This window comes from Streptomyces sp. NPDC052299, from assembly GCF_040679335.1.
Lineage (GTDB): Bacteria > Actinomycetota > Actinomycetes > Streptomycetales > Streptomycetaceae > Streptomyces.
The window spans coordinates 135,577-154,029 of sequence record NZ_JBFAUP010000004.1; the positions used below are offsets into that span (position 1 = coordinate 135,577).

Consider the following 18,453-nt stretch of genomic DNA (forward strand, 5'->3'; position numbering starts at 1 on the left):
CTGCGGTCGTGGGCGGCGGTCGTGGGCAGTCCGGGGCCGCCGGACGTGAGGGGTCCGGCGGCCCCGGAGGCGCGGCTAGGACGTGTGGCCCGGGAAGAAGGCCGTCGTGGCGCCGGCGGTCTCGCCGCCGTCCACGACGAGTTCCTGCCCGGTGATGAACCGGGCCCCGTCGGACGCCAGATAGTGGAAGGCGGCGGCGATCTCCTCCGGCAGGGCGTGCCGCCGCGCCGGAATGCGGGCGTTGACCTCGTCCAGCATGGCCGGGGTGTACTCCGCCTCCTGCATCGGTGTGAGCACCGCCCCCGGAGTGACGCAGGCGGTCCGGACGACCGGGCTCAGCTCCATGGCGAAGGTCTGGCAGAGCGAGGCGACCCCAGCCTTGGAGGCGTTGTAGTCCGCGTAGAGCGGGTAGCCGCGCGAGCCGTTGACGGACGCGGTGGCGAGCAGCACGCCGTGGCCCTGGCGGACCATGTGCCCGGCTGCGTGCCGCCACAGCGCGAGGACGCCCATCAGGTTGACGTCGAGGGTCCTGCGCGCCTCGGCCTCGGTGAGTTCGAGGACGCCGTGGCGGATGCTGATCCCGGCGTTGGCGATGACCACGTCGAGCCGGCCGGTGGACTCCCGGACGGCGGCGACGGCCTCGCCCACGGCGTCCCAGTCGGCCACGTCCACGTCGAGCCACCGGACGCCGGGGACCTCGCCGTCCGGCTTCGCCACGTCCAGGTTGACGACGTGGTCGCCGTCCAGCGCGAAGCGGGCGGCGACCGCGCGGCCGATGCCGCTGGACGCGCCGGAGACGACGACGGTGCGGCCCCCGGTCACAGGATCACCCGGTGGCTGTCCGTGGTGGACGTGTTCAGACCGCGCCGCAGGTTGCGGCTGACCAGCTGCTTCTTCAGCCAGCGGTCGGTTCCGTCGTAGCGGGCCCGGAACGAGCGGCGGCCGTGCGCGGCCAGGTAGTTGTCCACGACGAGCAGGGAGCCCTGCTCCACGACCACGTCCTGCTGGACCCGTTCCAGCTCCGCCATGAGCCGGTCCAGGGCGGCGACGGCCCGGGGGTCGTCGTCCACGCAGCGCATGAAGGGCCGGTCGATGCGCAGGTACGGGCTGAGCCGGTCGCCGAGCAGGACGGCGCTGGGCACCGGCCGTTCCAGCATCCGGCGTGCCTCGGCGAGCGCCGGGTGGTCCGGGTCCCACGCCTCCAGCTGCCGGATGTGCTCGGTGTCGGGCAGGATGTGGAAGCTCTCGGAGGCGAGGATGTCGCGGTCCTCGTCGGAGAGCCGGACGTCGCGGACGGAGGCGACGATGGTCGGCACCCGGTCGTGGTTGCGCAGGCCGAGCAGCATCAGGTAGTCGCAGCGCTGCGGGTGGAAGCCGTCCTCGGTGTGGAACTCCAGGAGCGATTCGCTGCCGTAGCCGCTCTGGTTCTCCTCGTCGCCCGCGATCGGCAGGACGTTCTGCACGAGCCGCCCCTGCTGGAGGGTGGCCCAGGCGAAGGGCTCGCCGAGCACCATCCCGCACAGGGCGAGGGCCAGTTCCTGGTCGAGGGCGTTCTTGACGGTGATCGCCTCGCTCCAGTGCGCGGGGGTCGCGCCCAGGGCCTCGTCGTCCACGGGGAAGCCGTGGACCAGGCAGGCGGCGGACTGCTCGGTGCGCCGGAAGTCCTCCAGGAAGGCGCGCAGCCCGGCCGGCAGGACCTCTACGGCCTGCCAGGAGTGGTCGTAGAAGTCGGGGAACGACGGGTCGCCCGCGCTGTCGCGCAGCGAGGCGAGCCCTTCCCCGAGCTCGGCGGCCTCGCGGCCGGTGAGGGTGTACGCGGCGACGCTCTCCAGGACGGTCATCGGGCGCTCCCCTCGGTGGCGGCGACCAGGCTCTTCGGGCGCATGTCGGTCCAGTTGGCCTCGATGTACGCGAGCGCGGAGGCCCGGTCGCTGTCGCCCAGCGCGGTCGTCCAGCCGGCCGGGACCTCGGCGAAGGACGGCCACAGCGAGTGCTGCCCCTCGTCGTTGACGAGGACCGCGAAGGTCCCCTCCTCGTGGTCGAACGGGTTCGCCATCGTCGTGTCCTCTCTCTGGCCGGCCGGGGCCGGTCGCATCCGGTCCTGTTGCGGCCCCGTCGGCCGCGGGTGGTGCCGCCCTCGGAACCGGCCGAGCAGGGTCCCTGCCGGTTCGTCGTGGGGCGTGGTCCCCGGCGCGCACGGGCGCGCCGGGGAGGTCTCAGGCGGAGTCGTCGTCCCACTCCGCGGTGAACTCGTCCAGCTCGTCCTGGTCCAGGGCGACCAGGGGCTCCTCGGGGGCCGCGGCGGGCTGCCGGGCCTCGGAGCCGAGCCGCTTCGCCAGCGCGGCCAGACCGGCCACGGTGCGTCCCGCGAAGACGTCGCGCGGGGCGATCTCGTACCCGGCCCTGCGCGCCCGGGTGACGAGCTGGATGGACGTGATGGAGTCGCCGCCCAGGTCGAAGAAGCTGCTGTCCGCGCCTGCCCGGTCCACCTGGAGCACTTCCTGGAAGAGCGCGCAGAACAGCTCCTCCGCCTCGCCGCGCGGGGCGCGCCCGGTCGCGGCGGCGCTGAAGTCCGGGGCGGGCAGGGCGTTCCGGTCGAGCTTGCCGCTCGGGGTGACCGGCCAGGCGTCCAGCTCGACCACGGCGGCCGGGACCATGTAGTCCGGCAGCACCGCGCCGACCCGCTCCCGCAGGGCGGCCGGGCTGACCCGCTGGCCCGGTGCGGCGACGACGTAGCCGACGAGGCGCCGGATGCCGGGGGCGTCCTCGCGGGCGACGACGACGGACCGGTCCACGGAGGCGTCGGCGGTGAGCGCCGCCTCGACCTCGCCGGGCTCGATGCGGAAGCCGCGGACCTTGACCTGCTCGTCGCTGCGGCCCAGGTACTCCAGCTGCCCGTCGGCGGTCCACCGGGCGAGGTCGCCGGTGCGGTACATCCGGGTGCCGGGGGCGCCGTACGGGTCGGCGACGAAGCGCTGCGCGGTGAGCGCGGTGCGGCCGAGGTAGCCGCGGGCGAGCCCGGCACCGGCGATGTGCAGTTCGCCGGGGACCCCGGGCGGGACCGGGCGCAGCGTCTCGTCCAGCACGTAGACGCGGCTGCCGGCGACCGGGCGGCCCATGGGCGGGGCGGTGCGCCCGGCCAGGGGGGCGCTCATGGTGGCCATGACCGTGGACTCGGTCGGCCCGTACGCGTTGACCATGCGGCGCCCGGCGGACCAGCGGGCCACCAGGTCGGGCGCGCACGCCTCGCCGCCGACGACGAGCGTGACGCCCTCGGGCAGCCCGCCCTCCGGGACCACGGCCAGCGAGGACGGGGGCAGCAGCAGGCAGTTCACCCCGTACCGGGCGACGGTGTCCACGAGAGGCTGCCCCGGCAGGAGCTCGCCGGCCGGCACGACGACGGCGCAGGACCCCGTGAGCAGTGCGGTGCACAGCTCCCACACGGAGGCGTCGAAGCTGGGCGAGGCGTAGAGCAGCACCTTGCCGAGCGGCTTCGCGTCGAGCCCGTCGGCCTGGGCGGCCATCATCGAGGCGAGCCCTCCGTGCGTGACGAGGACGCCCTTCGGGGTGCCGGTGGAGCCCGAGGTGTAGATGACGTACGCGGCGGACGCCGGGCGCAGCGGGCCGGTCCGGTCGGCATCGGTGAGGTCGGCGTCGGAGGTGGACGCGGGGACCGTCAGCTCGTCCACGTACAGCCGGGCGGGCCCGTCCCCCTGGGCGGGCAGGCCCCCGGCGGCCTCGCGGGTGGTGAGGACGAGGTGCGGGGCGGCGTCACGGAGCATGAACGCGATCCGGTCCGCCGGGTAGTTGACGTCGAGCGGCAGGTAGGCGGCGCCCGCCTTGAGCGCGGCGACGATCGACACCACGGAGTCCGTCGAGCGCGGCATGGCGACGACGACCAGGCGTTCGGGTCCGGCGCCGTGGGCGACGAGGACGCGGGCCAGGCGGTTCGCGCGGGCGTCGAGTTCGGCGTACGAGAGGGTGCCCCCCGGTCCGGTGACGGCGGGGGCGTCCGGGCGGGCGGCGACCTGCCGTGCGAACAGCTCGGGGAAGGTGGCCGGGGCCGCGGCGCGGGCGCCGGCCTCCCGGTTGGGCCCGGTCACCAGGCGGTCCAGCTCGGGCGCGGAGAGCAGCGAGATGCGGCCCGTCGGCAGGTCCGGGGTGGTGACGAGGGCGTCCAGGACGCGGCCCACCACGGCGAGCAGCGCGTCCGCCTCGTCGTGCGTGAACAGGTCGCCCCGATAGTTCAGTTCGAGGCTCAGGCGCTCGCCGGGGACCACGACCAGGCTGAGCGGGTAGTGGGTCGCGCCGGGCGCCGCGGTGTCGTCCACGGAGATCCGGAGACCGGGCACCTGCTCCTGGACGGCGGCCCGGTCGACCGGGGTGTTCTCGAATCCGAGGACCGTGTCGAAGAGTTCGCCGTGCCCGGCGCTCTGCTGCACGGCCGCCAGGGAGACGTGGTGCGCCTCGCCGAGGGCGGCCTGCTCGTCCTGGAGCCGGGCCAGGACGCCGGAGAGGGGCTGCCCGGGCTCCCAGCGCACCCGGACCGCGATGGTGTTCATCAGCATGCCGACGACGGACTCGGCGCCGGGCAGCTGCGGGGCGCGCCCGGCGACGGTGGCGCCGAAGACGACGTCGCGGCGGCCGGTGAGGCGGCCCAGGGCGACCGCCCAGGCGTACTGGAGGACGGTGTTCAGGGTCAGCCCGTGGGCGCGGGCGGCGGCCGTGAGCGCGCGGGTCTCCTCGGCGCCGAGGCGGTGCGCGACGAGGTCCGGGACGACGGCGGCGGCCGCGTCGGCGCCGGGGGCGACCAGGGTCGGTCCGTCGAGCCCGGCCAGCGCGTCCTTCCACAGCCGCTCGCCCGTACCGTCCAGGGAGGCGAGCCAGCCGAGGTGGTGGCGGTACGGGGTGACGGCCGGCAGGGACGCGGAGGCCCCGCCGTTCGCGTACAGCTCGAAGAGGTCGCGGAACATCAGGGGCAGCGACCAGCCGTCGAGCAGGATGTGATGGTGCGTCAGCAGGAAGAGGTGGCGGTCGTCGGCGAGCTTGACCAGGGTGACCCGCACGAGCGGCGGTTCGGCCAGGTCGAAGCGGCGGACCCGGTCCTCGGCGAGCAGCGCGGCGACCCGGTCGCGCCGGGTCTCCTCGTCGAGTCCGCTGAGGTCGAGGTCCGTCCACGGCAGGGCGACGGCGGCCGGCACCACCTGCACGGCGGCCCCTCCGGCCGGGCGGACGAACGCGGCGCGCAGGTTGTCGTGCCGGGCGAGCAGCGCCTCGCAGGCGGTCCGCAGCACGCCCGGGGCCAGCTCACCGTCGAGTTGCAGGGGGCGCTGGGTGTTGTAGACGTCGACGCCGTCCTCGGCGAGCAGGGCGTGGAAGTGCATGCCCTGCTGGAGCGGGGTCAGCGGCAGGACGTCCAGGTGTCCGGGGTAGTCCCGGTCCAGCTCCGCCCGCTCCTCGGCGCCGAGGGTGACGAGCGGTCCCTCCGGCGGCACGAACGACGGCCCGGCCTCGGCGGTCGCGGCGGCGGCGGTGGCCAGCGCGGCGACGGTGCGGTGCGTGAAGACGTCCTTCGGGGTGAGCACGAGCCCTGCCTTGCGCAGCCGGGAGACCAGCTGGAGGGAGAGGATCGAGTCGCCGCCCAGGTCGAAGAAGCTGTCGTCGGCGCCGACGCGTTCGACGTGCAGCACCTCGGCGAACAGCTCGCACAGCAGCCGTTCCCGGTCGTCCTTCGGCGCCCGGCCGCCGGACGTGCCCGCGAACTCCGGGGCGGGCAGGGCGCGGCGGTCCAGCTTGCCGTTGATCGTGAGCGGCAGCTCGGGCAGCGTGACGACGGCGGCGGGCACCATGTGCGCGGGCAGCACCCCGGCGAGCCGGCCGGGCAGCCCGGCGATGTCGGCGGAGGCGTCGGCGGGCACCACGTAGGCGACGAGGCGCTTGACGCCCGGCCGGTCCTCGCGGGCCACGACGGCCGCCCGGGCCACGGCCGGGTCGGCGGCGCAGACCGCCTCGATCTCGCCGGGCTCGACGCGGAAGCCGCGGATCTTGACCTGGTCGTCGGCGCGCCCGGCGAACACCATCGTGCCGTCGGGCAGCCACCGGCCGAGGTCACCGGTGCGGTACATGCGGGCGCCGGGCGCGCCGAAGGGGTCGGCGACGAAGCGTTCGGCGGAGAGACCGGGGCGGCCGAGGTAGCCGCGGGCGAGCCCGGCCCCCGCGATGTACAGCTCGCCGTCCGTACCGACGGGGACCGGGCGCAGCCGGCCGTCCAGGAGGTAGACGCGGGTGTTGTGCGCGGGGCGGCCGATGGCGGGGCGCTCGCTGTCGCCGGTGCGGCACAGCATCGCGTCGACGGTGCACTCGGCGGGGCCGTACAGGTTGTAGCCGTTCACGCCCTCGGTGGCGCGCAGTTCGTCCCACAGGTCGTCGCCGACGGCCTCGCCGCCGAGCGCGAGCGTGGTCGGGCGGTGGCCCCCGGCGGCGAGGAGCCCGGCCGCGAGGAGGGTGCGGGCGAAGCTGGGCGTGGTGTCGAGGACGTCGATCCGCCGCTCGGTGACGTACGCGGTCAGCGCGTGCGGGTCCTTGCGGGTCTCGTCGTCCACCAGGTGCAGTTCGTGGCCGCCGGTCATCCACAGGAGCTGGCTCCAGGAGGCGTCGAAGACCAGCGCGTTGGTGAGCGCGACCCGCATCTGCCGGCCGCCCGCCGCCTCGGACTCCGGTGCGAAGAACCGGTCCCGGTGGCTGTGGAACATGTTCACCAGGGCCCGGTGCTCGACCGCGACCGCCTTGGGCGTCCCGGTGGAGCCGGAGGTCGAGATGGTGTACGCGAGGTGCGCGGGGAGCAGCGGGGCGGTGCGGTCGGCGTCCGTGAGGTCGGCGTCGGAGGGTGCTCCGGCACCGCCGTCGAGCCCGTCCGCGAGGGCGTCCAGCGAGAGCCGGTCCGGGCCGCCGTCCGGGAGCCCGGCCGCGACGGCGTCCGTGGTCACCAGGAGGAGCGGCGCGGTGTCGGCGAGCAGCGCGGTGATCCGGGCGGCCGGGTACTCGGGGTCGATGGGCAGGTAGGCGGCCCCGGCCTTGAGCACGGCGAGGATCGCCACCAAGGTGTCGGCGGTGCGGGGCAGCGCGAGCGCGACGAGGGTGTCGGGTCCGGCGCCCCGGGCGGCGAGGAGCCGGGCGAGCCGGTTGGCGCGGGCGTTGAGGGCGCCGAAGGTGAGGGCCTGCCCGCCGCCGACGAGGGCGGTGGTGTCGGGGGTGGCCCGCACCTGCGCCTCGAACACGTCGGGGAGCGTGACGTCGGGGACCTCGCGGGCGGTGTCGTTCCAGGTGTGGAGGGCGCGGCGGCGCTCCTCGTCGGTGAGGAGGTCGACGCGGCCGGCCGGGGTGTCCGGGGCGGAGACGAAGCCTTCGAGGAGCAGCCGGAGCCGGCCGAGGAGGGCGGTCGCCGCTTCGGTGTCGAAGAGGTCCTGGCGGTGGTTGAGTTCGAGGCGCAGTTCGTCGCCCGGGTAGACGGCGAGGCTGAGCGGGTAGTGGGTGCCCTCGTGGGCGTCGTGGCCGGTGGCCTCCACGATGGCGATGGCCATGCCGGGGATCGCCTTGGACGCGGCGAGCGGGTCGATCGGGAAGCTCTCGAACGCGACGGTGGTGTCGAAGAGTTCGGTGTGCCCGGTGGTCCGGTGGATGTCGGCGAGGCCCAGGTAGTGGTAGCCGCCGAGGCGGGCCTGCTGGTCCTGGAGCCGGGCCAGCATCGCGGACAGCGGCTCGTCCGGGTCGATGCGCAGCCGGGCGGGCACGGTGTTGATGAGCAGGCCGACCATGTGGTCGACGCCCGGGATCTGCGGCGGGCGGCCCGCGACGGTGGCCCCGAACACGATGTCGTCGCGCCCGGTGAGGGAGGCGAGGAGCAGCGCCCAGGCGCCCTGGACGACGGTGTTGAGGGTCAGCCCGCGCTGCCGCCCGGCCGTGCCGAGCGCGGCGGTCAGCTCGGCCGGGAGGTCCGCGATGACGCGCTGCTGACGGCCCGGGGTGCCCGCGGCGGCTGCCGGGGCGACCAGCGTCGGTTCGGCGAGCCCGTCCAGCGCCTCGGCCCAGGCGCGTTCGGCCTCGGCCCGGTCCTGGGCGTCGAGCCAGCCCAGGTAGTCGCTGAACGGGGCGACCGCCTCCAGGTCCGGCAGCCCGGCGTCGCCCCGGGCCCGCCGGTAGAGGCGGAAGACGTCGCGCAGCACGATGGGCAGGGACCAGCCGTCGACCAGGATGTGGTGGTTGGTGATGACCAGGACGTGGCGTTCGGCGCCGAGGCGGACGAGGGTGAAGCGGACGAGCGGGGGCCGGGCCAGGTCGAAGCGGCGTTCGCGGTCGGCGGCGAGGAGCCGGGTGAGCCGGGCCCGCTGCTCGGACTCGCCGAAGCCGCTGAGGTCGCTCTCCTCCCAGGGCACCTCGACGGCCCGGGCCACGGCCTGGACGGCCTGTCCCGACCGGCGTTGCAGGAAGCCCGCGCGCAGACCGGAGTGGCGCTCCAGGAGCTGCCCGCAGGCACGCTTCATGGCCTGCGCGTCCAGCGCCCCGGCCAGCTCCAGGGGCGTCTGCATGTTGTAGAAGTCGACGCCCTCGGTGTCGTAGAGAGCGTGGAAGAGCATGCCCTCCTGCAAGGGGGACAGCGGCAGGACCGCTTCCAGCGAGGTCTGCTTCACTTGGCGTTCTCCCATTGGGCTTCGAGCTCTTCGAGCTCGTCCAGGTCGAGCGGGACGAGGGGCTGCTGGGCGGGGGTCCAGTCGCCCTCGCCCGCCGCGACGTCCGTGGCGTGGGGGGCGAGCGCGGCGACGGTCTTGTGCGTGAACACGTCGCGCGGGGTGAGGTCGAGCCCTTCGGTGCGGGCGCGGCCGGCCAGCCGGATCGACATGATCGAGTCGCCGCCGAGGCCGAAGAAGTCGTCGTCGATCGAGACGCGTTCCAGGCCGAGCACTTCGGCGTACAGGCCGCAGAGCAAGGTCTCGCGGGCGTCGCGCGGTTCGCGTCCGGCGGGGGCGGCCGAGGACTCCGGTACGGGCAGGGCCTTGCGGTCCAGCTTTCCGTTCGGGGTGAGCGGCAGGGCGGCGACCTCCATCAGGACGGACGGCACCATGTAGCCGGGCAGCGAGGCGGCGAGGTGTTCCCGGAGCGCGTCCGCGTCGAGGGAGCCCGCGGCGGGGACGGCGTACGCGACGATGCGCGGGGCGCCCGCCCGGTCCTCCCGGACGATGACCGCGGCGCGGGCCACCGAGGGGTCCGCGGTGAGCACGGTCTCGATCTCGCCGAGCTCGATGCGGTGGCCCCGGATCTTCGTCTGGTGGTCGGCGCGGCCCAGGTACTCCAGCTCCCCGTCGGCCCGGCGGCGGCCGAGGTCGCCGGTCCGGTACATCCGGGTGCCGGGCGCACCGTACGGGTCGGCGACGAAGCGTTCGGCGGTGAGCCCGGGGCGGCCCGCGTAGCCGAGGGTGACGCCGGGCCCCGCGATGCAGATCTCGCCGCTCACCCCCGGGGGCACCGGTCGCAGCCGGGCGTCGAGCACGTACACCCGCAGGTTGGAGGCGGGACGGCCGACGGGCACGGCGGCGGGTTCGGCGCCCGCGACCGCCAGGTGGCTCGTGGAGTAGACGGACACCTCGGTCGGCCCGTACAGGTTGTGCAGGGCGGCCCCGCTCACGGCGCGGAAGCGTTCCACCAGGCCCGAGGTCATGGCCTCGCCGCCGCAGAACACCCGCCGCAGCCCGTCGCAGCGGTCGGCGCCCGGTTCCTGGACGAAGACTTCGAGCGTGGACGGGACGAACTGGGCGACGGTGACCTTCTCCCGGCGGATGAGGTCGGGGAGGTAGCCGGGCCGGGTGTGCCCGTCCGGCTCCGCGATCACGACGGCGGCGCCGGTGATCAGCGGCCAGAAGATCTCCCACACCGAGGGGTCGAAGCTCATCGAGGTGCGCTGGAGGACCCGGTCGCCGGGGCCGAGCGGGAACGCGTCCTGCATCCAGTGCAGGTAGTTGGCGACCCCGGCGTGCGCCACGACGATGCCCTTCGGGCGGCCGGTGGAGCCGGAGGTGTGGATGACGTAGGCCGGGTGCAGCGGCAGCGCGCGGTCCGGGGCCGGGCCGTCGGCGGCCGGGGCGCCCGCGGTCAGGGCGTCGTAGTTCGCCGGGTCGATGACGAGGACCGGGCCGGCGTCGTCGAGCATGTTGCGGACCCGCTCCGCCGGGTACTCCGGGTCGATCGGCAGGTAGGCGGCCCCGGCGCGGTGCACGGCGTGCAGGGCGACGATCAGCTCGACCGAGCGGGGCAGGCTCACCCCGACGACCCGGCCGGGTCCCGCCCCCTTCGCGACGAGCGCGGCGGCGAGGCGGCCGGCCCGTGCGTCGAGTGCGGCGTACGTGACGGTCTCGGCGCCGCACACGACGGCGACCGCGTCCGGGGTGCGGGCGGCCTGGGCCGCGAACAGCTCGGGCAGGGTGGCGTCCGGGAAGGCGCGGACCGGGCCCTCGCCCGCCGCGAGCGCCCCGGCCGTCTCCTCGGCGGTGAGCAGGGAGATCCCGGCGACCGGCTGGTCCGGGTCGGCGGCGAACGCCGCGAGGGCGAGCCGGAGCCGGGTCAGGACGGCGTCCGCCTCGGCCGCGCCGTACAGGTCGGCCCGGTAGGTGAGTTCCAGGCGCATCCGGTCGCCGGGGGCGGCGATCAGGCTGAGCGGGTAGTGCGTGGCGCCGGTGGCGTCGGACTCCTCGACGCTGATCCGCAGCCCCGGGACGGCCCGGCCGATGGACGCGCGGTCCACCGGGGCGTTCTCGAAGACCGTGCTGGTGTCGAAGAGTTCGGGCATCCCGGTCAGCCGCTGCAGCGCGGCGAGGCCGAGGTGGTGGTGCCCGGTGAGCGCGGCCTGCTCCGACTGCACGGTGGCGAGGAGCGCGGCGAACGGCTGCGCGGGGTCGACGCGGACCCGGACCGGGACGGTGTTCATCAGCATCCCGACCATCTCCTCGACGCCCGGGAGCAGGGGCGGCCGGCCGGAGACGGTGGTGCCGAACACGACGTCGTCGCGGCCGGTGAGCAGCGCGAGGAGCAGCGCCCAGGCGCCCTGGACGACGGTGCTGGTGGTGAGGCCCCGGGTGCGGGCGGCCGCGTTCACCGCCCGGGTCAGCTCCTCGTCCAGCTCGGTGACGGCGAGGGCGGGGGCGCCGGTGGCGGCCTGGGCACCGGGGGCGACGAGGGTCGGCTCGTCCAGGCCCGCGAGCGCGGTGCGCCAGGCGTCCTCGGAGGCCGTGCGGTCCTGGGCGGCGAGCCACGCGAGGTGGTCGGAGACCGGGACGGCGGGCGGCAGCGCGGACCCGGTGCCGCCGTCCGCGTAGAGCAGGAACAGGTCGCGCAGCACCAGCGGCAACGACCAGCCGTCGTACAGGATGTGATGGTTCGTGATGACGAGCAGGTGCTCGTCGGGGGCGGTGCGCACGAGGCCGAAGCGGATCAGCGGCGGCGTGTCCATCGGGAAGCGGCGGGCCTTGTCCGCGGCGAGCAGCCCGCTCAGCGCGGCGGCGCGCTCAGGCTCGGCCAGGTCCGCGAGGTCGTGGAACGCCCAGTCCGGGTCGAGGCCGCCGCAGATCACCTGCACGGGCACCCCGGACCCGGCGCGGTCGAACGCGGCGCGCAGCGCGGGGTGCCGGTCGAGCACGCCCCGGCAGGCGCGGCGCAGCGCCTCGGCGTCGAGCGGCCCGGCGAGCCCGAAGACCTTCTGGACGTTGTACGGGTCGGGGCCGGCGTCCGTGTCGCCGTCGCGGAGGGCGGCGCCGGAGTAGAAGGCGTGGAAGAGCATGCCCTCCTGGAGCGGGGCGAGCGGGAGCAGCGCCTCCGCGTTCCGCCCGGCCCAGCGGGCGCGCAGGGCCGCCGCCTCCTCGGGGCCGACGGGCTCGGGGACCGGCGGGGCGGCCGGGGTCCCGTCGCCGGGGGCGTCGATGCCCGCCGCGTGGGCGGCCATGGCGGCGACGGTGCGGTGCGTGAAGACGTCCTGCGGGGTCAGGCCGATCCCGGCGCGGGCGGCGCGGGTGACGAACTGGACGGCCACGATCGAGTCGCCGCCCAGGTCGAAGAAGTTGTCGTCGATGCCGACGGCGGTGGCGCCGAGGAGTTCGCCGATCAGCTCGCACAGCAGGCGCTCGCGGTCGTCGCGCGGGGCGCGGCTCTCGGCGGCGCCGGCGAACTCCGGTGCGGGCAGGGCGTTCCGGTCCAGTTTGCCGCTGGGGGTGAGGGGCAGCGCGTCGAGCACCACGACGGCGGCGGGCACCATGTATGCGGGCAGCCCGGCGGCGGCCAGCTCGCGCAGCGCGGCGGGCTCGGGCGCCGCGTCCGTTTCCGGCACCACGTAGGCGACGAGGCGGCGCACGCCGGGGGCGTCCTCGCGGACGACGACCGTGGCGTGGCCGACGGCCGGGTCGGCCGCGAGGACCGCCTCGATCTCCCCGGGCTCGATGCGGAAGCCGCGCACCTTGACCTGGTCGTCGCCGCGGCCCAGGTATTCCAGCTCGCCGTCGGGCGTCCAGCGCGCGAGGTCGCCGGAGCGGTACATGCGGGCGCCGGGCCCGCCGTACGGGTCGGCGACGAACCGGCCGGCGGTCAGGCCGGGGCGGCTCAGGTAGCCGCGCGCCAGGCCGGAGCCCGCGATGTAGACCTCGCCGGCCACGCCCGCCGGGACCGGGCGCAGCGCCTCGTCCAGGACGCGCACCCGGGTGCGGTGCACGGGGCGGCCCATGCGGGGGACGGTGCGCCCGGCGAGCGGGTCGCTCATGGTGGTGATGACGGTGGACTCGGTGGGCCCGTAGGCGTTGACCATGCGGCGGCCGGGCGACCAGCGCTCCACGAGGTCGGGCGGGCACGCCTCGGCGCCGACGACGAGCGTGACGCCCGGCGGGATCGAGCCCTCGGCCATCACGGACAGCGCGGAGGGGGCGAGCAGCAGGCAGCTGACGCCGGTCTCGGCGATCAGGGCGGCCAGGGCGGGCCCCGGCCGCAGGCGTTCGGCGGGGGCGACGACCGCGCAGCCGCCGGTGAGGAGCGCGGTGCACAGCTCCCACACGGAGGCGTCGAAGCTGGGCGAGGCGAACATCAGGACGCGTTCGCCGGGCCGCAGCGCGAGCCGGTCGGCCTGGGTGGCGGCGAGGGCGGCGATCCCGGTGTGCGGGACCAGCACGCCCTTGGGGCGCCCGGTGGACCCGGAGGTGTAGATGACGTAGGCGGTGTGGCCGGGGCGCAGGGGCGCGGTCCGGTCCGCGTCGGTGAGGTCGCTGTCGTCGGCGTGCGGCGCCAGGGACGCCTCGTCCAGGACGAGTTCGTCCAGGAAGAGGTCGCCGACGAACAGCTCGTCCAGGAACAGCTGCTCGGGGAGGTCCGCGAGGCCGTCGAGCCGGGCGGCGGCGGCGCGGGTGGTGAGCATGAGGGCGGGCCGGGCGTCGTCCAGCATGTACGCGATGCGCTCGGCCGGGTACGACACGTCGACCGGAAGGTGCGCGGCGCCCGCCTTCAGGACGGCCAGGACGGCGACGACCGCGTCCGGTGAGCGGTCCATGGCGACGGCGACCCGGGTGTCGGGCCCGGCGCCCTTGCGGGCGAGGAGGCGGGCCAGCCGGTTGGCGCGGGCGTTGAGGCGTTCGTACGAGAGGGTGGTCTCCCCGGCCCGTACGGCGTCGGCGTGCGGGGTGGCCCGGACCTGCCGCTCGAACAGCTCGGGGAAGGTGGTCCCGGCGTCGGGCCGGCCGGTGTCGTTCCACTCCACGAGGACGCGTGCCCGCTCGTCGGGGCCGAGGAGCGGGACGCGGCCGATGGGGAGGTCGGCGGGGGCGGTGGCCAGCGCGGTGAGGTAGCGCAGGAACCGCTCCTGGTGGGCGGCGAGTTCGTCCTCGGTGTAGCGGTCGGCGGGGGCCTCGAAGTCGATGGCGGCGCCCTGTCCGGTGCCCTGGGGGCGGACGCTGATGTTGAGGTCGGGGACCGGGCCGCCCTGGAGGGTGCGGGCGTAGGTGGGGTGGCCGTCGAAGAGCAGGTCGGCGCTGCCCGGGATGATGTTGACCTGCACCCCGAAGAGGTGGCCGCCGCTGCCGACGAGCTTCAGGTCGCGCCGCAGGTCGTCGTACGGGTAGTTCTGGTGCTCCAGGAGCTCGGCCAGCCGGGTCGCGACCTGGCGCAGCAGCTGGGAGCGGGTGGTGGCCGGGTCGACGGTGAGCCGCAGCGGGAGCTGGTTGGCCATCATCCCGGGGTTGTTGCGGGCGATGTCGGTGCGCCGGGCCGCGACCGGGACGCCGATGGTGAGGTCGCGCTGCCCGGTCATGCCGTGCAGGTACGCGGCGACCGCGGCGAGCACCGGCACCGTCCAGGTGGTCCGGGCCTCGCGTCCGGCGGTCCGGAGGGCGGCCAGCGCGGATTCGGGCAGTTCGGCGGTGCGGGTGGGCAGCACTTCTCCGGCCCGGCCCGGCACCGTGCGGTCGGACAGGGTCGCGGTCTCCGGCTGCACCGCGAACCGGTCGAGCCAGTAGGCGCGGTCGCGGGTGAAGCGGTCGGACGCGCGGTAGGCGGCCTCTTCGGCGACCAGCTCGGCGAGGGTGTTCAGCGGGGCGCCCGCGGGCTCCTCACCGGCCGCCTCGGCGGCGTACAGCTCGGCGACCCGGCGGGTGAAGAGGACGCTGCCGAAGCCGTCGATGAGGATGTGGTGGCAGCGCTTGTACCAGATGAAGTGCGCGTCCCCGAGCTTCAGCAGCACCTCGTTGAACAGCGGGTCGCGGACGATGTCCAGGGCGGTGTGCCGGTCGGCGGCCATCCAGCGCAGTGCCTCGGCGTGCGGGTCGGGCCGGTCCGAGAGGTCGATCTCCCGGAGCAGTTCGCCGGCCTGCGCGACGGCCGTCTGGTACGGGCCCTGCGGGCCCTCGCCGAAGGCGACGTCGAAGGTGCCGCTCTCGACCTCGGCGGCGCGGACCGCGCGGCGGAGGATTCCGGCGTCCACCGGGCCCCGGATCTCCAGGTAGTCGGCCAGGTTGAACGTCGAGGTGGGCGAGGCGAGCCGGTGTGCGAACCAGACCCCGCGCTGGGCGGCGGTCAGCGGAAACGGGGTGCCTTCGGTGACGAGCGGAGTCATCGGACGACGACCACCTTCCCGGCGCGTTCCAGCGCGCCTCGGTCTGGTGCCCTGGGCCGGACCGCGGGGTGTTCGGCGCGGTCCGCAGGGCGGGACGTCCGGCGGTCGTGGGGCGGCGCCGGGGTGACGGCGGGCGCGGCCGCCCCGGGACGTGCGGGGCGGCGACGGCAGGGTGTCGACGGGCCGGCGCCGTGGCATCGATGCTCGCCGAACGCACGTGCGGTCACCAGGAAAGCGACCGGCAACCGGCGTCACGGGCTGCCGGTCGGCCGCCGGGGCGAGTTACCGGATTCTTGCCTGGAAGGGGCCCGCCGCCGCTCGGCATGATGCGCAGCAATGCCCGCAGAGGCTGAGAGGACCACTGCTTTGACCCGTCCCGAGAGCTATCCCGACCGCGCCCTGCTGGAGTGGCTGACCGACGCGCCGGCCGACCGCGGGCTCTACTTCGCCGGACCCCGTGACAGCTGGGACTTCCACTCCTACCGGTCGCTCGCCCGGCTGACCCTCACCACGGCCGCCGCGCTGCGCGCGCACGGTGTGCGCCACAACGACGTGGTGGTCGTGGTGCAGCGTTCCAGCCCCGGTTTCGCGGCCAGCCTGTTCGGCTCGCTCGCGGCCGGGGCGACGCCGTCCTCGATCGCGCCGCCGTTCGCGTTCCAGCGGAGCGAGGACTACCAGCGCCACGTCGACCACCTCTTCCGCACGGCGGCCCCGGCCCTCACCATCTGCGACGAGGACTCCTTCGAGGCGGTCAGCAAGACGTGCGCCGGGCTCGGCATCCGCCAGCCGGTGCTCTTCGACGACCTGGTGCGCGACGTGGAACCGGCCGCCGGCCCGTATCCGCTGCCGGACCACGCGCTGCTCCAGTTCACTTCCGGGTCCAGCGGCTTCTCGCGCGGGGTGCGGGTCGCCTCCGACGCGCTGCGCGCCAACATCACCGCGATGCGGCGGCGGCTGCGGTGGCGGCCCGAGGACGCCGGGATCAGCTGGATGCCCGTGCACCACGACTTCGGCCTGACCGGCTGCCTGATCAACATGGTGGTCACCGGGTGCGACGGCTGGCTGATGCAGCCCGAGCACTTCCTGCGCGACCCGGTCCGCTATCTGCGCTGCATCAGCGAGAACCGGATCGGCCTGACCGCGATGCCCAACTTCGGCCTGGCGTACATCCTGCGCCGGGTCCGCCCGGCCGCCCTGGAGGGCCTGGATTTCAGCGCCCTGCAATCGGTCAGCCTGGGCGCCGAGCGCATCGACCCGGACGCCCTGGAGGCGATCGAGGCGCTGCTCGGCCCGTACGGCTTCCGGCGCGGCGTCTTCACCCCGGCGTACGGGGGCGCGGAGGCGACGCTCGGGGTGACCGGCCTGGCCCCGGACGAGGGCTGGGCGGCCTCCGCGCCGGACGGCGAGGACGGGCGGCCCGGCACGGCCCGCATCGTGGGCTGCGGGCGCCCGATGGAGGGCGTCACGGTGACCGTGCTGGACGAGGACGACCGGCCCGTGCCGGACGGCACCGTGGGCGAGATCGTCGTCGGCGGCACGTCGGTGCGCGGCAACAGCTATGTGGGCGAGGCGGGTTCGGCGTCCGGCACCAGCCTGGCGTCGGGCGTGCTGCGCTCGGGCGACGCCGGATTCCTGCGCGACGGCCAGCTGTTCGTGCTGGGCCGCCTCGGTGACGGCATCAAGATGAACGGCAAGATGGTCTTCGCGGAGAGCCTGGAGGGCCGGCTGCACGAGCTGGGCGTCACCGAGCGCCGGGCGGCGGTCCTGCTGGGCTTCCGCGACGGCGTCGCGACGGCCGCCGTGGTCATGGAGGGCGCGAAGCCGGAGTGGGACGCGGTCGCCCGGGAGGTCGTCACGGAGTCGCTGCCCGACGCGGAGCTGCTGCTCGTCCACGTCCGCCGCAGCGGCCTGGCGGTCACGTCGAGCGGCAAGCCGCGCCGGCGGCTGATGTGGAAGCAGCTGTGCGACGGCACGCTCGCGGACACGGCGGCGGTCTGACCCGTACGCGCCCGAACGGAAGAGGGGGCCGGTCACCGACCGGCCCCCTCTTCCGTTCAGGCTTTACGAGCGGAACGCCAGCACCACGTTGTGGCCGCCGAAGCCCGCCGCGTTGGACAGGGCCGCGAGGTCACCGGACGGCAGGGTGCGGGGCACGGTGCGCACCACGTCCAGCGCGATGGCGTCGTCCTGGTCGGCCAGGTTCGCGACGGGCGGGGCCGTGCGGTCGCGCAGGGCCAGCACCGCGGCGAGCGCGCCCAGCGCCCCGGAGCCGCCGATCAGGTGCCCGGCAGCCGACTTGACGGCGGAGACGGCGTAACCGGACTCCCCCAGCACGTGGTTCAGGGCCCGGCTCTCCGCGACGTCGCCCTGCGGGGTCGACGTGGCGTGGGCGCTGACGTGCTTCACGTCCGCCGGGGTCAGCCCGGCGTCCGCGAGCGCCTTGCGCAGGGCGCTCGCCAGGCCGAGGCCGTCCGGTTCGGGCCGCACCATGTGGTGGGCGTCCGCGCTCACCCCGGCCCCCGCCAGCACGCAGTGGACCCGGGCGCCCCGGGCGCGGGCGTGCTCGGCGGACTCCAGGACGAGGACGGCGGCGCCCTCGCCGAGGACGAAACCGTCGCGCTGCTTGTCGTAGGGGCGGGAGGCGCCCGCCGGATCGTCGTTGCGCCGGGACACCGCGTGCATCGACGCGAAGGCGGTGAGCGTCAGCGGTCCGATGATGGCCTCGCTGCCGCCGACCGCGACCACATCGGCCCGGCCGAGCCGGATCATGTCCAGGCCCGCCGCGACCGCCTCCGCCCCGGCCGCGCAGGCCCCCGCCGGGGAGAGGGCGGCGGCCCGGGCATTGAGCGCGAGGCTGACCGCCCCGGCGGCGCCGTTCACCATGACCATGGGCACGGTGTACGGGGAGATGGCGCGCTCCCGTCCGGTGCGCAGCTGTTCCTGGGCGCGCAGGAGGGCGCCGACGCCCCCGATCCCGCTGCCCATGACGACGCCGACGCGCTCGGCCGGCGGCCCGCCGCGGTCACCGGCCGGGCCGCGGAAGCCGGCGTCCCGCCACGCCTCCTCGGCGGCGACGAGCGCGAACCGGGCGGCCCGATCGAGCCGACGCGCCCGGGTCCGGTCCAGGACGGTGTCGGGTTCGACGGCGGCCCGGGCGGCGATGCGGACGGGCAGCGTCCCGGCCCAGGGCTCGCTGAGGGCGCGGGCGGCGGACCGGCCCGCGAGGATGCCCTCCCAGGTGGCGGGGGCGTCGCCGCCCAACGGGGTGGTGGCGCCGAGGCCGGTGACGACGACCTCGGGCAGGCGCGTACGGGCGACGGACATCG

7 protein-coding genes are annotated in these 18,453 nt (G+C 75.5%); 1 reads left to right on the top strand and 6 read right to left on the bottom strand.

Features of this window, described 5'->3' with window-relative positions; genetic code table 11:
- Nucleotides 1-75: 75 nt before the first annotated feature.
- The 5 genes from AB0L33_RS08430 to AB0L33_RS08450 all read right to left on the bottom strand — a co-directional run bounded on the left by AB0L33_RS08430 (nt 76) and on the right by AB0L33_RS08450 (nt 15,127).
- Nucleotides 76-822, bottom strand: coding sequence for an SDR family oxidoreductase (locus tag AB0L33_RS08430; RefSeq protein ID WP_365678902.1), 747 nt, complete (start codon nt 820-822; stop codon nt 76-78).
- Nucleotides 819-1,841, bottom strand: a complete 1,023-nt coding sequence (gene gntD / locus AB0L33_RS08435; protein WP_365678904.1) for a guanitoxin biosynthesis L-enduracididine beta-hydroxylase GntD — start codon at nt 1,839-1,841, stop codon at nt 819-821. The genes AB0L33_RS08430 and gntD overlap by 4 nt, the downstream gene beginning before the upstream one ends.
- Nucleotides 1,838-2,056 carry an MbtH family protein gene (locus tag AB0L33_RS08440; protein WP_365678906.1) on the bottom strand — a complete coding sequence of 73 codons (219 nt, stop codon included), beginning with the start codon at nt 2,054-2,056 and terminating at the stop codon, nt 1,838-1,840. Before AB0L33_RS08440 ends, gntD begins: the two co-directional genes overlap by 4 nt.
- 160 nt (nt 2,057-2,216) lie before the next feature.
- Nucleotides 2,217-8,687 (bottom strand): amino acid adenylation domain-containing protein, encoded by a 6,471-nt coding sequence (locus AB0L33_RS08445; protein WP_365678908.1) that lies wholly within the window; start codon nt 8,685-8,687, stop codon nt 2,217-2,219.
- Nucleotides 8,684-15,127 (bottom strand): amino acid adenylation domain-containing protein, encoded by a 6,444-nt coding sequence (locus AB0L33_RS08450; RefSeq protein WP_365678910.1) that lies wholly within the window; start codon nt 15,125-15,127, stop codon nt 8,684-8,686. Before AB0L33_RS08450 ends, AB0L33_RS08445 begins: the two co-directional genes overlap by 4 nt.
- A 366-nt stretch (nt 15,128-15,493) precedes the next feature.
- Here AB0L33_RS08450 and AB0L33_RS08455 point away from each other — a divergent pair, with 366 nt between their 5' ends.
- Nucleotides 15,494-17,125 carry an AMP-binding protein gene (locus tag AB0L33_RS08455; RefSeq protein ID WP_365678911.1) on the top strand — a complete coding sequence of 544 codons (1,632 nt, stop codon included), beginning with the start codon at nt 15,494-15,496 and terminating at the stop codon, nt 17,123-17,125.
- Between the two features lie 63 nt (nt 17,126-17,188).
- Here the strand turns inward: AB0L33_RS08455 and AB0L33_RS08460 are convergent, their stop codons facing one another.
- Nucleotides 17,189-18,451 (bottom strand): beta-ketoacyl-[acyl-carrier-protein] synthase family protein, encoded by a 1,263-nt coding sequence (locus tag AB0L33_RS08460; RefSeq protein WP_365678912.1) that lies wholly within the window; start codon nt 18,449-18,451, stop codon nt 17,189-17,191.
- Nucleotides 18,452-18,453: the final 2 nt, after the last annotated feature.

Coding starts and splice junctions, on each gene's coding strand:
- gntD (WP_365678904.1), bottom strand. CDS start 1,841: ATGACCGTCCTGGAGAGCGTCGCCGCGTACACCCTCACCGGCCGCGAG.
- AB0L33_RS08440 (WP_365678906.1), bottom strand. CDS start 2,056: ATGGCGAACCCGTTCGACCACGAGGAGGGGACCTTCGCGGTCCTCGTC.
- AB0L33_RS08450 (WP_365678910.1), bottom strand. CDS start 15,127: ATGACTCCGCTCGTCACCGAAGGCACCCCGTTTCCGCTGACCGCCGCC.
- AB0L33_RS08460 (WP_365678912.1), bottom strand. CDS start 18,451: ATGTCCGTCGCCCGTACGCGCCTGCCCGAGGTCGTCGTCACCGGCCTC.